The sequence below is a fragment of the Arthrobacter sp. P1_B9 genome (genome assembly GCF_056406495.1).
On record NZ_JBFUAA010000017.1, the window covers coordinates 21,162 to 35,818 of the forward strand.

Sequence of the window (14,657 nt, forward strand, 5' to 3'; positions counted from 1 at the left end):
TTACTTTCTGGGTTGCGCGGGCGCCGTGGGACCGGCGCCGTCGTCGTAGGGGTCGTCGTCCGGGTCTTCAGTCCGGACCAGGCTGAGGGGATAGCCGGTGATGGCCGGAAAGTCCCGGGCTTTGCTCAGGATGTAAGCCCGGTACTCTGCGATGAGCTCGACCACCTCGGCGAGGCTTTCGAGCACCACGTAGGCGGCGCCGTCGAGTGTCACCAAGTGCGTATCCGGGCTCTCGTGGATGCGTTCAATGAGGTCCGGATTGACCGCGAAGCGCGTTCCGTTGAGGCGTGTGACGACGATCATGGGCCGATTCTGCTCTGTGAGGGGAAGGGTGTTCTCCTCCGTACTGTCGGCAGCCGGGGCCCCTTCGTTAGGCGCCGTCGTCAGGCGCGTTGTCAACGTGCCGGTGCCCGGGGGCGGCCGGCGCAGCAACATTCCTCGTGCCAAGGCCGCCGCGCGGTATTAGGGTGGGATCTGACGGGGCCACCCGGCCCGCCCCGTTGGACGTCTGCTCCACCGCAGTTCGTCCCGTGCAGTTGGCCCAGTGCCAGGAAACGACGGCCGCCCGCCTCATCAGGAAGGCCAGCCATGGCGTCATTTCCGGATTTTGAGCAGCCGTTGAACCCGTTTCCCCGCTACGCAGCCATGCGGGACAGTGAACCCGTTTTCCAGGACCCGGACACGGGCGTCTGGCACGTGTTCCGCTACGACGACGTGCAGCGGGTCCTGTCCGAGCACGCCACATTTTCTTCCCGGATGGGCGGGGACAACCCCTCCGAAACGGGCCAGCTCTTCGCCGCCAGCCTGGTCAACACGGACCCGCCGCGGCACCGCCAGTTGCGTTCGCTCGTGACGCAGGCGTTCACACCGCGGGCAGTCGAAGCGCTCGCCCCGCGCATCTCGGAACTGACCGGCGAGTTGCTGGAGCCGGTGGTGGCCGGCGGCGCCACGGACCTGATCGAACAGCTCGCCTATCCGCTTCCGGTGATCGTGATCGCCGAACTCATGGGCATTCCGGCCTCTGACCGGGACCGGTTCAAGCTGTGGTCCGACGTGATCGTGAGCCAGACCCGCCCGGGCGCCGACGATTCCGTCCACACGGCAGCCAACCGGGAAATGGCGGAGTACTTCATGGCCATGATCGAGGAGCGGCGGCACCGGCCGGGCAATGATTTGATCAGCGCGCTCCTCGCGGCCGAGATCGACGGGCAGAAGCTCAGTCCCATCGAGTTGCTGGGATTCTGCAGCCTGTTGCTCGTGGCGGGAAACGAGACCACCACCAACCTGATCGGCAATGCGGTGCTGTGCTTCACCGAATCGCCGGGCACGGCGGAACGCCTCGTCGCCGAGCCTGCCCTGCTCCCGCACGCCATCGAAGAGGTGCTGCGCTACCGCTCCCCCGTCCAGTCCATGTACCGGCTCTCAGCCGTCGACACGACCGTGCGCGGCCGCACCATCCCGGCAGGCTCGCCGATCATTGCCTGGATCGGCTCGGCGAACCGCGACGGGGAGCAGTTCCCGAGCCCGGACGAGTTCGACGTCGAACGCTCACCCAACCGTCACCTCGCCTTCGGGCAGGGCATCCATTTCTGTCTGGGGGCGCCCCTGGCGCGGCTGGAGGCCAGGATCGCGCTGGAGGCCGTGCTCTCACGGCTGCCGGGGCTTGCTGTGGACCCCGACGCGCAGTTGGAGCGGATGGAAAGCATGATCGTGTACGGGGCGAAACAGCTTCCCGTGACCTGGCAGGCTGCCTGACGGCGGCCACGGCGTCAGGGGCGGCGATCGTGACCGTCTCCGGTGCCCTCGGGGGCGGCCCCGAACCATGTCGGCAGGTGGTGGAGCAGGTCGTCCTGGTCGTCGCCGATCCATGCGACGTGGCCGTCCGGCCGGAGCAGGACCGCGGGCGCGTCCAGTTCCCCGCTGGCGTCCGCGACGTGGTCGATCCGGTCCGCCCATCCTGCCACGGAGAGTTCGCCGGTCTGGTCCAGCAGGAGCCCGCGGCCTTTGCGGGTGAGTTCGTAGAGACGGCCCCGCGACAGAGGAATGTCGCGCAGTCGCCTGCCGAGCAGCTCGGGTCCTTCGCCGAAGTCGTAGCGGACCCCGATCGCGGTAATCTTCTCGGCCAGGAAACGGCTGACGTCCTCGAAGTCCATCAGCTCGCTCAGCAGCCGCCGCACGGCCTGCGGGCCGGGCTCGGTGGACAGCAGCTCGCTCTGGGCGCGGGTGATGGTCAGCACGCCTTCGGCGACCGGGTGACGCTCGGCGTAATAACTGTCCAGCAGCCCGTCCGGCGCCCATCCTTTGACCTCGGCGGCGAGCTTCCAGCCGAGGTTGAAGGCGTCCTGGATGCCGAGGTTCAGTCCCTGCCCTCCCAGTGGCGGGTGGACGTGCGCCGCATCGCCGGCGAGTAGAATGCGGCCCACCCGGTATTGCTCGGCAAGCCGGGTGGCGTCGCTGAAACGGGACAGGGAGCGTGGTGAGTGGACGCCGAAGTCGGTGCCTGCGAACGCCCGCAGCTGCGTCCGGAACTCCTCCAGCGTCGGCGGGACCGAGCGGTCCTCGGCCACGGCCGCCGCGGGCACGACGGCGCGGTACAGGCCGTTTCCGGCGGGGCCGATGCCGAACCCCTTGTGGGTCTTGCGCACCTCCTCGGCCACCGCGGCCAGCTGGTCCGGCGCCGCGGTCACCTTCACCTCGCCCAGGAGCCACTCGGTCTTGGCCGGCTCGCCGGGGAAGCCGATGCCGAGCAGTCTGCGCACCAGGCTGCGTCCGCCGTCGCAGCCGACCAGCCAGCGCGAGCGCAGCCGTGTGCCGTCAGCGAGTTCGACGCTCACCGCGTCCTCGTCCTGCTCGACCCCTGCCACCTCGCAGCCGCGGCGGATCTGGGCGCCGAGCTCACCGGCGCGCTCGGCCAGCAGGCGATCGGTGACCGGCTGGGGGATGCCAAGGACGTAGCCGTGTGCGGTGTCCAGGTTCACCGGCCGGGGCTTGTCGATCCCGGCGAAGCGACCCACGCCGCCGGGATACTGCTGCCCGTGGGCGAGGAACCGGTCCAGCAGCCCGCGCTGGTCCATGATCTCGATGCTGCGCGGGTGCAGACCGAGCGAACGGACCGCCTGGCTCGGCTCCGCGTCCCTCTCCAGCACGAGCACGTCCACGTCGTGCAGCCGCAACTCGCTGGCCAGCATCATCCCCGTCGGGCCGCCGCCGCTAATGATCACGTCGAAAATATGGAACCCCAATCCCAGAAACTCACTTCCCGGATTGCCCGGCTGCGTCCCGCAACCTGAAATGCGGGGGTGAGCCCGATCAGTACTCGCCCTTGATCACGAAGTAGGAGCCGCGAATAACGCCCGCCAGCTTCGACTTTTGGCGGGCGAACTTGAAGCGCGGCGCCAATTCCTCCGGAACTTCCATGCCGTCGGCAAGTTTGAACCCCACCGCTCTCTTCCCGCCGTCCTCGATGCTGTACATGACGTTGACCGACAGCCCCGACTCGTAAAAAACATAGGCCATCCGCAAACCGTCGACTTCGAAGGCGGTCGCCTCCAGCGGGCGGGAGCCGATCACGATCTCGCGTTCATCCCGGAGGATGCGGCTCACCCGGTCAACCACGTCAGGAACTTCGCCCGCGGGGCTCACGGTGAAGGCGTGGCCGTACTTATTCCGGTAATAGCGGGCCTCGTTGGCGCGCAACCCGGCGAGGGCGTCGGAGACGGGCGATGATTCCAAGCCGACGGTAGAAACGGTCTCGAAGTCAACGATGTACGGCATGTGCCCTCCTGGACAGACGTGTTGGGACCAATGCTAACGCGACGACGTGCTGCCGGACGCCGGAACGCAAACGCCCCCTGAGGGTGTGATCCGTGGAGACAGCTCCGGGTCCGGCAATACCGGAAACCCGAAGCTGTCTCCCGAATCCTTAAGGGACAAGCGAAATTCCGCTCATTAGCGCTTGAGCTGGGTCAGTTCCTGGAGAACCTCATCCGAGGTGGTGATGATGCGGGCGTTGGCCTGGAAACCGCGCTGCGCAACGATCAGGTTGGTGAATTCCTGGGACAGGTCCACGTTCGACATTTCCAACGAGCCGCCGGTCAGGGTGCCAAGGCCGGGGTCGCCCGCAGCACCGAGCTGCACGCCGCCGGAGTTGCCGGTTGCGACGTAGGAGGAGCCGCCGGCCTTCTCCAGGCCGCCCGGGTTGGTGAACTTGGCGAGGGCGATCTTGGCGAGGACCTGCTTGACGCCGTTGCTGAACGACCCGACCAGGGACCCGTCGCTGCCCAGCGTGTAGGACTCGAGCTTGCCGACGGGGGCACCGTTCTGGCCGCTGACGGTCAGCGAGCTCATGGCGGCGTAGCCGGAAACCTTGGAGACATCGATGGTGATGCCGTTGACGGTGACGTTGCCGCCGGCGGTGGGCTTGCCGTTCGTGTAGGTCACCGACCCGGTGGCTGTGGTGCCGTTGTCGTCGGCCGCGATGTTCCAGGTGCTTCCGGCCTTGGTGAAGGTCATTGACACGCTGCGTTCAGTGCCGGCGGCGTCGTAAACCTTGACGAGACGGTCCAACTTGGTGCCGTCGACGGCGTCGCTGGGCAGGTTTCCGTCCAGCGTCACCGAGTCGGTCTTCTTGGCCACCATGGTGTTGGGGTTCAGCGTAATGTCGCCCACGGGGCCACCCGCGTTGATCACACCGTTGGTGGCGGTCCAGCCCTGGAGGATGCCGCCGTCGGGGCTTACCAGCTGGTTGGCTGCGTCCGGGCTGAACGCGCCGGCGCGGGTGAAGAGCTGGCTGCCGCCCTTGCTGGTGACGAAGAAGCCGTCACCGGAAATCATCAGGTCGGTGGCCCGGCCGGTGCTCTGCGATGAGCCCTGGGAGAAGTTGGTGGTGACGCCGGCAACCCGGACGCCCAGGCCGATCTGGGCGGGGTTGCTGCCGCCGGTCGCGGCCTGCGGGCCGGTGGCGCCCTGCTGCAGCTGGGACAGGGTGTCCTGGAACTGGGTGGAGGAGGCCTTGAAGCCTGCGGTGTTGACGTTGGCGATGTTGTTGCCAGTAACGTCCAGCATGGTCTGGTGGGCGCGGAGGCCCGAGATTCCGGAGTACAGCGAGCGGAGCATGGGAACTGCCTTTCTACGGGTGAAGAACTGGTTAGGATGCGGCCGGAGCGGTAAGCCCGGTGATGGAGTCGAGGGGAACGGAAAGGTCGCCGATCGTGACGGACGGAACCGATCCCGCATAGCTGACGGAACTGGCGACGCCGGTCCCGGTGGTGCCGTCCGCGAGGGTGTAGCCGACCGAGTGTCCGATCAGCTGGGCTGCCGCCGTCCGCATCTGGAGGGAGAAGCCCTCCTTGCTGTTGGTGGTCAGTTCGGTCATTTTTTCCATCATGGAGAGCTGAAGGGTCTGGCTCATCATCTGGTTGGTGTCCATGGGCGCGCTCGGGTTCTGGTTCTTGAGCTGCGTCACGAGCAGGGACATGAACACGTTGGCATCCATGGTCTGCGAGGGGGTCCGCACGGCAGAAGCCTGGGGGGCCTCCCCCGCCGCCGTTACCGGCTGGGATGCGATCGGCTGAATCGTCATAAGTCGCGTTCCTTCGTGTCAGACAAGAATGTCGAGGGTGGTCTGGGGGCCGTTCAACAGCCTGGCGGTGCGTATGGCTTGATCATCGGCCAGCGCATCCCAGCGGTTTCCGGGCCGCGGCCCGTTCCGGTCGCCCGGGCCGGAGCCGCTGCCGCCGGGGCCCGAGCCGGTGCCGCCGGGGTCCCGGCCGGTGCCGAACTGGCCGCCGGTCCCCGTCCGGTCCTGGCCCGTGCCGTGCTGGGCCCCGTGCTGCCCGAAACCGGGACCGTTGTGGTCTGAGAGGTCAAGGCTGGCCGCGAATCCGGCGCCGTGGAGTTCCCTGCGGAGTTCGGGCAGGATTCCGCGGACGGCTTCACGACCCGCATCGCCCGGGGCGAACAGCTCAATCCGGACGCCCGCGGCGTCGATCTGGGCCCGGACCGTGAGTGGACCGAGATCTTCCGGGCTGACCTTGAGGGTCATGATGTGCTGGCCCTGGGGTGCCCCCACAAGGGTGAAAAGCGGTTTGGCCACCTGGGACTGGAGGGGCGCGGCGTAATGGGGCGCCGGCGGGGACGCCGACTGGAACGCCGGCTGCGCAGCGGCCTGGGCAGCCGGCTGGGACACGGCCTGGACCACGGTTGCCGCCGCCACAGTCGGCTGGACGGGGAAGGCGGCCGCCGCGGGGGCGTCGCTTTCCGGATTGGACCGAGCCTGGGCGGCGTTGGGCACCGGTGCCGCGACTGGTTCCGTCAGGACGCCGGCGTGGAAAGGAGCGGGGGCGTGTGCGGGTCCGGTTCCGGGTCCGGTTCCGGTTCCGGTTCCGGTTCCGGGTCCGGGTCCGGTTCCGGTTCCGGTTCCGGTTCCGGTTCCGGTTCCGGTTCCGGTTCCGGTTCCGGTGGACATGCTGCCGGAGGATCCGGTGCCGGCTCCGGGGCTGCCGGATGGCGCCGGACCGGACGGGGTCGTGCCGGGTGAGGTGGTCGGCGACGTCGGCGCTTGTCCGGGCGCGGAGGGAGCGACGGCGGCGACGTCTGATCCGTTGACCGCCCGCGCGGACACGGCCGCGGTGGTGGCCGCCGGCGACGCACCATGACCAGACCCAAGTCCCTGGGCAGTCTGCGCCGCCGCTGCCGCGCCCGGTGCCGCGGCGGCGGCCGGAGGTGTGGCGCCGGCCTGAACCGGGACTGCCTGCGTTGGCCCGGCAGGTGCAGCAGCCTTGGGTGGGCCACTGAGCACCGGAACGGGACCGGTCGCAGGGGTGGTCCCCGCGGCGCCGGTGGCAGTCGAGGCCAGCGGCGCGGCCGCGACAGTAGCCAGCGGCGCGGCCGCGACAGTAGCCAGCGGCGCGGCCGCGACAGTAGCCGGTGCGGCGGCCACGGCGTCGACGGGCGCAGCCGTCGGGGCAGGATCGTTCCCATTGACCGGCCGGTTGACCGGTCCGCCGGCGGCGGCCTTGGGCCCGGCCAGCGGGACCGCGCCCGCCGTCTGCGAGGCCGCAGCGGCGTTCGGCTTACCGTCCGGCGTGGTCCCAGCGGGGACGGCGGCCACAGTCTGGCGCCGCGTTGCGGCCAATCCCGGGGTCTCGACGGCCGGGGAATGCGCGGCGGCGGCCGGCAACTCGTCGGGAAGGACCGCCGAGGCCGCGGACGCAGTGATGGCCGGGGCGGCAGTACGGGAACCATCGTTGCTGTCCGACGGCGGGGCAACCGCCTGCGCCGACTGTCCGGGCAGCGCAGCCTGACCAGCCTGACCACGTTGTGTATAGGAGACAAACTGGGCCGGCGGGAATTCGGCCGTGCCGTACTGGGCCGGCGGGAATTCGGCCGTGCCGTACTGGGCTGGAACGTACTGGGCCGGAACGTACGGGGCCGGCCCGGGGCTGGTGATACCGGACGAAGCAGCGTCGGTCCCCGGCGCGGCCCCGGAAGCAGCGTCGGCCCCCGTCACAGTGTTCGCAGCGGTGCCGCTCATCGAAGCGGGGTCCGTGCCGCCGTCGGGCTGCGGCAGTTCGGCCGCCGTGTCATCGGCCGCCGGTACAGCCTTAGCGGCGCCAGGCTCTGCCGCGGTGCCGTTGCCCGCTGCGCCCTGGACGTCGTTGAGGACTGCGTCGAAGGACGCGGCGGCTGTGTTTCCGTTTTCGCTGCCGGGCCGCGGGTCCGCGCCCTGCCGGGCCGCCCGGATGGTCGCCCCCAGCGCGCCCGCAAGCTCCGTCGATGCCGCCGCCTTCATGATGCAGCCCCTGCGGGAACGATGCGCCGGATGGAGGTCAGGTTGGACTGCTGCTCCCAGGCGTCGCGGATCTGGATGGTCTTGCCCGGCACGGGTGCGTCGATCGCCTTGCCGTTGCCCAGGTAGATGGAAATGTGGTTGCCGCCGAAGCTCACCAGGAGGTCTCCGGGTTTCGCTTCTGCGAGGGACGCCACCGGGGTGCCCTGGCGCATCTGGTCGCTCACCACACGGGGAAGCTCCACGCCGAGGTCCTTGAAGACCCGCTGGGTGAAGCCGGAGCAGTCCATGCCGGAGGCCGGATTGGTGCCGCCCCACACATACGGAACACCGATGTACTTCTTCGCCACGGCCACCACGTCATTGCCCGTCGCGGCCCCACCGGTATGTACGGTTCCGGCTGCCTGGGCGCCGGTGAGCGCGGCCGTCCCGGCCGCCGCAGCGCTACCTGGTCCGGATGTGCCGCCAATGCCCAGTGACGTGCCCAGTGAGGAGCCCAGGCCCAGGCTGTCCGTGAGGGAGGCGGCATCCGTTGCGCCACTGCCGCCCAGTGCCGCGGCAAGTGCCTGGGTGAACGTGGCGGAGTCGCCGGTGCCGGTTGCGGACGCGAGCGAGGTAGCCGCAGCCTTGGCAGCGGCTGCGCTGGTTTCCGTGGCCGCTGGCCGGCTCAATTCCGCGATCATCGACTGGATGCCCTGCATCCGGCCGATCGCTTCAGTCATGCTCATGGCTTCACCTGCTGCTCATCGCGGTGCCAGAGCGTCGAGGCGATCTCGTCGAGGGCCGACTGCTCGGCGCGCAGGTCCGCGGAGTTGACCTCGGCGTCGTGCCGGGCTTGCAGTTTTTCCAGCCCCACGGACCGCGTGCGGGCAGCGATGAACTCGGCCCGGGCGTTGGCTTCGTCGGCCTCGGCCAGGTGGGTGAGGTTTTGCAGGTCCGCGAGCATGCTGTGCGCGGATGACCGGGCGGCCGCCACGGCGCGCAGTGAGGCCGAGCTGGAGATGGGGTCATCCGTGGCGGCAAGTTCGCGGCGGGCGGCGGCTTCGCGGACCCGGACGGAGCTGGAACGTGAGCGGGCGCGCGCCAGCCCGGTTGCCGCCTGGTCCTGCTGGAGCTGGCGGAGGCGCAGGAGGCCGGCCAGTGAGAATTCGCGGTTCATGCTGCTGCTCCCAGGATCGAAGTGAGGTGGCCGAGCCGTTGCCAGGACTCGGGGTGGGCCGTGGATTCGTCCATCGGCTGCTGGAGGAAACCGCTGACGTCGTGCTCGTGGTTCAGCGCAGCGTCCACCAGCGGGTTGGTCCCGGCCTGGTAGGCGCCGACGTCGATCAGGTCCTGTGCCGCCTTGCGGGCCGCGAGGACCCGGCGGAGCGTGGCGGCGGCATCGAGGTGTGGCCGGGAATTGACCTTGCTGGCCACCCGGGACACGGATCCGAGCACGTCCACGGACGGGAAGTGCCCGGTGACGGCGAGTTTGCGGTCCAGCACCACGTGGCCGTCCAGGATGGAGCGGGCGGCGTCGGCGATGGGCTCGTTATGGTCATCGCCGTCCACGAGCACGGTGTAGATGCCGGTAACGGAGCCGGTCTCGGCCGTGCCGGCACGCTCCAACAGCCGGGCCAGGATGGAAAAGGTCGACGGCGGGTAGCCGCGGGTGGCAGGGGGCTCGCCGGCCGAGAGGCCAATCTCGCGCTGCGCCATGGCCACCCGGGTCAGGGAGTCCATCATGAGCACCACATCCTGGCCCTGGTCGCGGAAGGACTCGGCGATGCGGGTGGCGGTGAAGGCCGCGCGCATGCGCATCAAGGCGGGTTCGTCGGAAGTGGCGACCACCACCACGGAGCGCGCCAGGCCGGCGGCGCCGAGGTCGTCTTCGAGGAACTCGCGGACTTCGCGGCCGCGTTCGCCAACGAGGGCGATCACCGAGACTTCGGCGTCGGTTCCGCGGGCGATCATCGAGAGGAGGGAGGATTTGCCGACCCCGGAGCCGGCAAACAGGCCCATGCGCTGGCCCTTGCCGAGCGTGGTCATGGTGTCCAGGACGCGCACGCCGGTCTGCAGCGCGGTGTCGATGCGGGCGCGTTTCATGGCGTTCGGTGCCTCGTTGTCGATCGGCACGCGCGGCCCGCTGAGCAGCGGACCCTTGCCGTCGATCGGGCGTCCCAGGCCGTCAATGACCCGGCCGAACAGGCCCCGCCCCGTGGGAACCAATACCGCGCTGCCTTTGGCGCGCACCGGGTCACCGGCAGCCACGCCGGCCAGTCGGCCCAGCGGCATGCAGCGCACGGAGCCGTCCAGCGCCGCGACGACTTCGGCGTCAAGGCCCGGGTTCCCGCCCACGGTCACGAGGTCACCAAGGGCGCAGTCCAGACCCGACACTTCCAGGCCCAGCCCGATGACCGAGGTGACGACGCCGACCCGTTGCGGGGCGGCCGCGGCCAGCGCGGCGGCATAGTCGGCGCCCTTCGGCCGCCACTCGGCGATCATGCCTGGCCCCGGTAGGCGCCGGCACCGAATTCGGCCCGGCCGGATTCTCCCGGCACGGTGGCTCCCGGCACGGCGTCTGCCACCAGTGCGCCTCCCAGCGGGCCCTCTGCCGACGCTGCCTCTCCCAGCAGCGCCATGCGGGCACGTCCCAGGGCGGTGCGGAGGCTGGCGTCGAACCAGCCCTGCTGGTATTCGACCTTCGCGTCGCCGCGGCCCAGGGAGGGGTCCGCGATGAGCGGCAGCCCGGCTGGCAGTTCCTGGCCTTCCCGGCTGAGGACGTCGATGTCCGCCGGGTGCAGCCGGATTGCCAGTACCGTGGCGGAGTCATTCCCGGAGAGGGCGCGGGCCAGGGCGGCCCGGGCGGTCCGGGTGCCTTCGGCCAGTTCGTACCCGAGGATGGCCTCGGCCAGTTCCAGCGCCGTGCGGGCCAGGATTTCCTCGGCGTCCTGCAGCGCCTGCACGTTGCGGTGCGCAAAGTCTGTCCTGGCGACGGCGAGGGCGCGCACGGCACGGTCCAGGTCCTGCTGTCCGGCGGCCAGGGAGGCAGCCTGCTCGGCGGCCATCCGGTCCCGCCAGCGGCGCTGCTCTTTCGCTGCGGCGCGCACACCGGCGGCGTAGCCCGCGGCGTGGCCTTCGGTGTAGCCGGCCTGTTCGGCGGCCGGGCCGTTGGCCCGCAGTGACGGGAAGACGACGCGCGCCGGGGCGTTGGCCGCGCCGTTGTCAGTAGACATAGTCTTCTTCGTCCCCGCGCTGGATGGTGATCTGGCCTTCGGCCTCGAGCTCGCGGATGGACCGGACGACGGCGGCACGGGCCTCTTCGATCTGCGAGGCACGCAGGGGTCCCAGGGCGGCGATCTCGGATTCGAGGATTTCCAGGTTGCGCCCGGAGACGTTGGTGGTGATGGTTTCCAGGACCGGCTCGGAGGCACCCTTCATCGCCATCGCCAGGACGGCCGCGTCGAGTCCGCGCAGCACCAGCTGCACGTCGCGGCGTTCCAGCTTCACGATGTCGTCGAATGTCACCATCTGGGCCCGGATCTCCACCGCGAGGTCGGGATCGAGCAGGTCCAGGCCGTCCAGCACGGACCGTTCCGTGCCGGCGTCGGTCCGGTTGATGATCTCCAGCAGCGGCTGGATGCCGCCCACCACCTTCGAGGCCTGCTGGGACACGGCGGCGCCGCCGCGGAGTTTGAGGGTGTCGGCGACGATCCCGATCGCCTCGGGCGCGCCGGATCCCATGGTGGCGATGCTGAGCGCGACGTCGGCGCGCAGCGAGCCGGGCAGCCCGGACATCACGGCCGAGGCCTTGCGCGGGCTGAGGTGGGCGAGGACCAGGGCGATGGTCTGCGGCAGTTCGCCGTCGATCAGGGCCAGGATCTGCACGGGTTCGATGTCTTCGAGGAACTCGAAGGACTTGCCGGCCATATTGACGGTCAGGCGGTTCATGAGCCCGGCGGCCCGTTCCGAGCCGAAGGACGCCTCCAGCAGGCCCTCGGCGAGTTCCCGGCCGCCCCGGGCCTGGCGCGTGGTTGTCAGCGCGGCCTGGTGGAAGTCCTTCATGATCTGCTCGGTGACGTCAGAGTCCACCTTCCGGAGCTTGACGATCTCCCCGGCAATCTCCTCCGCCTCGGTGTCCGTGAGCTGGGCCATGACCTTGGCGGCGTTCTCGGGGCTCATCTGCATCAGGACGACGGCGGCGCGCTGGGTGCCGGTCAGGGGCGTATCGGCGGGTTTCATGCCGGTTGCCTGTCATCCATGAGGCTGCGCAGGTAATCGGCGGCCCGTTCCGGGTTGGCGGCGACCATGTTGTCGATTTCAAACCGGCGGCGCTCGGATTCCAGCTGTTCGGTGCTCGGGCCCGGAAGCGGGGGCAGGGCGGTGATCGGGATCGCCGACGTCGCCGGCGGAAGGGCCACCACAGGCGGGGCCACCGGCATGATCTCCAGGTCCAGGCGTTCGCCGAGGTCCACGGGCTCGCGCTTCTGGCGGCGCCGCAGGATGATCGTGACCACCAGGGCCAGGATCAGCAGGCCCAGCAGGATACTGCCTGCGGTGACGAGGGTTCCGAAGAACGCGGCCTGCTTCTCGGCTTCGGCGTTGGCCTGGGCCTCGGCGAGCGCCTTGGCGGCGTCGTCGGCGGCTGCGGTGCTGAACGGCACAACCTCGACCGTGACAATATCGCCGCGCGCGGTGTCGGCCCCGGCTGCGGAGGTGACGAGGTTCTTCAGCGACGCCAGGTTCAGGCCGCCGGCGGCGGCCTGGCTGACGGCGACGGAAATGGTCTGCCGCTTGATGGCACCGGCCGGGATGGTCCGGTCCTCGGTGACCTTGTTGACCGCGTTGTTCTTGGTTTCGGTGGAGGAATCGAAGTTGCCGTTGCCGCTCGTGCCGCCGGGAACAGCGATGTTGTCCGGGCCGAGGACGCCCGCGGCGCCTCCCCCGGTTCCGGTGTATTTCTCGGTCTTGGACGATTCACTCAGCGGCAGGGCGCCCTCGGCATTGGAGAAAGTCTCGCTCTTCTGCTGCGCCGATTCGCCCGTCACGTCGGCGGCGACGGCGACCGTGGAGTTGCCCGGGCCCACCACGCGGTCCATGACCGCGCGGACGGCGTCCGAGGTGCGCTGCTGGTAGTCGCTGGCCTGCTTGGTGGACGATCCTGCGGTCCCGCCGCCGACGGTGGAGAGCACGTTTCCCTGCGAATCGACCACGGAGACGTTGGAGGGCTTGAGGTTTTCGATGGCGGCGGAGGTCAGGTGGACGATCGCCTGCACCTTGTCACCGGTCAGGGCAGCGCCGGCGTCGGTCTCGATGAACACTGAGGCGGTGGTGTCCGGGGCCTTGGACACAAACACTGTTTTCTCGGGGATGGCGAGCCGGACGGCGGCGGTCTTCACGCCGTCCATGGCGGAGATGGTGCTGGCAAGTTCGCCCTCGAGGGCGCGCTTGTACGTGACGGACTGCTGGAATTCCGAGGACGTCACGCCCATCTTGTCCAGCAGGGAGTAGCCGGTGGCGGCGGCAGTCGGCAGGCCCGCGGCCGCTGCCTTGAGGCGCTCGTCGTAGACCTTGTCCTGCGGCACCAGGATGGTGGATCCGCCGTCGCTGAGTTCGTACTGAACGTTGTCCTTGCGGAGCTGTTCGACGATGCCGTTGGCGTCGGTGGTCTGGAGGCCGGAGAACAGCGGGGTGAGCACCGGGCGGGTAAGCCAGGCGGACAGGGCAACAATGCCCACCACCAGCAGGGCAGCGCCGATCACGGCGATGGTGCGCTGGCCGGCGGTGAAGCTCTTCAGGCCCGCGCCGAAGCGCTGGAAGAAAGCGTTAATCTGCGGAGGCATCAGGCCTGCATCCTCATGATCTCGTTGAACGCGTCAACGCCCTTGTTGCGCATGGTGGCCATGAGCTCCAGCGTCACCTGCGCCCGGGTCGCGGCAAGCGTGGCGTTGTGGATGTCATCCAGGTTGCCGGTCACGGCGGACACAGCCAGCTGGTTCGACGTCGACTGCAGCTGCTGGAGGTTATCCACCGCGCCGGTGAGGGAAGTGGCGAAGGCGGAGCCGTCCGTGCCGGCAACGGGTGCCGCTCCGGCGCCCGTCACATAGTTTGTCGGCAGGACGCCCTGGACGGGGGCGATGGGGGCGACAGTCATTAGGAGCGTCCAATCTCAAGGGCGGCCATGTAGGTTTCGCGGGCGCGATCCACCACCTGCGCGTTGGCCTGGTAGCCGCGCTGGGCGATGATGAGCGCACCCATCTGTTCGGCCATGTCAATGTCCGGGTACTTCACGTTGCCGTTGGCGTCCGCCAGCGGGTGATCCGGCTGGTAGACGATCCTGCCCTCGGCGTTGCCGAGCTGGGTGCTCTTGACGTACACGCCCGAGCCCTGCGAGCCCTCCGCGGCCTCGACATACCGGGCCTGGAAGGCGGGGCCGGACGTGGCGGAGGCGTTGTTCATGTTGGCGAGGTTGTCCGAGACGGCATCGAGCCACTTGCGGTGGACAGTGAGGGCGGAGCCGGCGATGCCGATCATGTCGAAGGTCATCAGCTGGTCCTCAGGGCGGAGCGCACGGCGGTGAACTCGGTGTTGACGGCGCGGGCGGCGAACTGGAAACGCAGCACGGTGTCGATGTTGGACAGGGTCTCGGTGTCCAGGTTGACGTTGTTGCCGTTTAGCTGCGTGGGCTCCAGGGACTCCGCCGTGGTTGCCTGGACGCGGCCGTTCCCGGACTGCACCGACGCCGCGAGGGCGTCCTCGAAGCTGACGCGCTTCGCGTGGTAATTCGGCGTGTTGACGTTCGCGATGTTGTTCGCGATGGTCCGCTGGCGCAGTGCCAGCCCGTCCATGGCGCTGGCCAAGGCGGCGGAAGTCACGGATTCGAGCACAG

General features: G+C 69.3%; 16 protein-coding genes. 1 reads left to right on the forward strand and 15 read right to left on the reverse strand.

All coding sequences use genetic code 11. The features are described from left to right. A complete protein-coding gene (locus AC1D1A_RS18730) occupies positions 1-303 on the reverse strand; it encodes a flagellar FlbD family protein (RefSeq protein WP_018775806.1) in 303 nt (100 codons plus the stop codon). 285 nt (positions 304-588) lie between these two features. Here AC1D1A_RS18730 and AC1D1A_RS18735 point away from each other — a divergent pair, with 285 nt between their 5' ends. Further along, the gene (locus AC1D1A_RS18735) at positions 589-1,755 is read left to right on the forward strand and encodes a cytochrome P450 (protein ID WP_476857546.1); all 1,167 of its coding nucleotides are present in this window, start codon (positions 589-591) and stop codon (positions 1,753-1,755) included. A 14-nt stretch (positions 1,756-1,769) separates the two neighbouring features. On the opposite strand, the gene rox is transcribed toward AC1D1A_RS18735, so the two are convergent. The 14 genes from rox to flgB form a co-directional block, all read right to left on the reverse strand. Then, positions 1,770-3,230, reverse strand: a complete 1,461-nt coding sequence (gene rox / locus AC1D1A_RS18740) for a rifampin monooxygenase (protein ID WP_476948444.1) — start codon at positions 3,228-3,230, stop codon at positions 1,770-1,772. Between the two features lie 79 nt (positions 3,231-3,309). After that, positions 3,310-3,774, reverse strand: a complete 465-nt coding sequence (locus tag AC1D1A_RS18745) for a phage tail protein (protein WP_476948425.1) — start codon at positions 3,772-3,774, stop codon at positions 3,310-3,312. A gap of 174 nt (positions 3,775-3,948) precedes the next feature. After that, a complete protein-coding gene (locus tag AC1D1A_RS18750; protein ID WP_476932520.1) occupies positions 3,949-5,115 on the reverse strand; it encodes a flagellar hook protein FlgE in 1,167 nt (388 codons plus the stop codon). A 31-nt stretch (positions 5,116-5,146) separates the two neighbouring features. Next, positions 5,147-5,581 carry a flagellar hook assembly protein FlgD gene (locus AC1D1A_RS18755; protein ID WP_476932521.1) on the reverse strand — a complete coding sequence of 145 codons (435 nt, stop codon included), beginning with the start codon at positions 5,579-5,581 and terminating at the stop codon, positions 5,147-5,149. 18 nt (positions 5,582-5,599) lie between these two features. Then, complete coding sequence (locus AC1D1A_RS18760; protein ID WP_476948426.1) at positions 5,600-7,792, reverse strand: flagellar hook-length control protein FliK; 2,193 nt, start codon at positions 7,790-7,792, stop codon at positions 5,600-5,602. Then, positions 7,789-8,517: a C40 family peptidase gene (locus AC1D1A_RS18765; RefSeq protein ID WP_476948427.1), complete on the reverse strand. Its 729-nt coding sequence runs from the start codon at positions 8,515-8,517 to the stop codon at positions 7,789-7,791. Before AC1D1A_RS18765 ends, AC1D1A_RS18760 begins: the two co-directional genes overlap by 4 nt. After that, the gene (locus AC1D1A_RS18770) at positions 8,514-8,948 is read right to left on the reverse strand and encodes a flagellar FliJ family protein (protein ID WP_026538968.1); all 435 of its coding nucleotides are present in this window, start codon (positions 8,946-8,948) and stop codon (positions 8,514-8,516) included. Before AC1D1A_RS18770 ends, AC1D1A_RS18765 begins: the two co-directional genes overlap by 4 nt. Continuing rightward, entirely contained in the window at positions 8,945-10,273 is a 1,329-nt protein-coding gene (locus AC1D1A_RS18775) for a FliI/YscN family ATPase (RefSeq protein ID WP_476948428.1), read from the reverse strand. Before AC1D1A_RS18775 ends, AC1D1A_RS18770 begins: the two co-directional genes overlap by 4 nt. Next, the gene (locus AC1D1A_RS18780; protein WP_476948429.1) at positions 10,270-11,004 is read right to left on the reverse strand and encodes a FliH/SctL family protein; all 735 of its coding nucleotides are present in this window, start codon (positions 11,002-11,004) and stop codon (positions 10,270-10,272) included. Before AC1D1A_RS18780 ends, AC1D1A_RS18775 begins: the two co-directional genes overlap by 4 nt. After that, entirely contained in the window at positions 10,994-12,010 is a 1,017-nt protein-coding gene (gene fliG / locus AC1D1A_RS18785) for a flagellar motor switch protein FliG (RefSeq protein ID WP_476948430.1), read from the reverse strand. Before fliG ends, AC1D1A_RS18780 begins: the two co-directional genes overlap by 11 nt. Continuing rightward, complete coding sequence (fliF, locus tag AC1D1A_RS18790; protein WP_028277074.1) at positions 12,007-13,611, reverse strand: flagellar basal-body MS-ring/collar protein FliF; 1,605 nt, start codon at positions 13,609-13,611, stop codon at positions 12,007-12,009. The genes fliG and fliF overlap by 4 nt, the downstream gene beginning before the upstream one ends. Then, positions 13,611-13,922 (reverse strand): flagellar hook-basal body complex protein FliE, encoded by a 312-nt coding sequence (gene fliE / locus AC1D1A_RS18795; protein ID WP_028277073.1) that lies wholly within the window; start codon positions 13,920-13,922, stop codon positions 13,611-13,613. Before fliE ends, fliF begins: the two co-directional genes overlap by 1 nt. Further along, positions 13,922-14,314, reverse strand: a complete 393-nt coding sequence (locus tag AC1D1A_RS18800; protein ID WP_079555549.1) for a flagellar basal body rod protein FlgC — start codon at positions 14,312-14,314, stop codon at positions 13,922-13,924. The genes fliE and AC1D1A_RS18800 overlap by 1 nt, the downstream gene beginning before the upstream one ends. After that, complete coding sequence (flgB, locus tag AC1D1A_RS18805) at positions 14,314-14,655, reverse strand: flagellar basal body rod protein FlgB (protein ID WP_028277071.1); 342 nt, start codon at positions 14,653-14,655, stop codon at positions 14,314-14,316. The genes AC1D1A_RS18800 and flgB overlap by 1 nt, the downstream gene beginning before the upstream one ends. Positions 14,656-14,657: the final 2 nt, after the last annotated feature.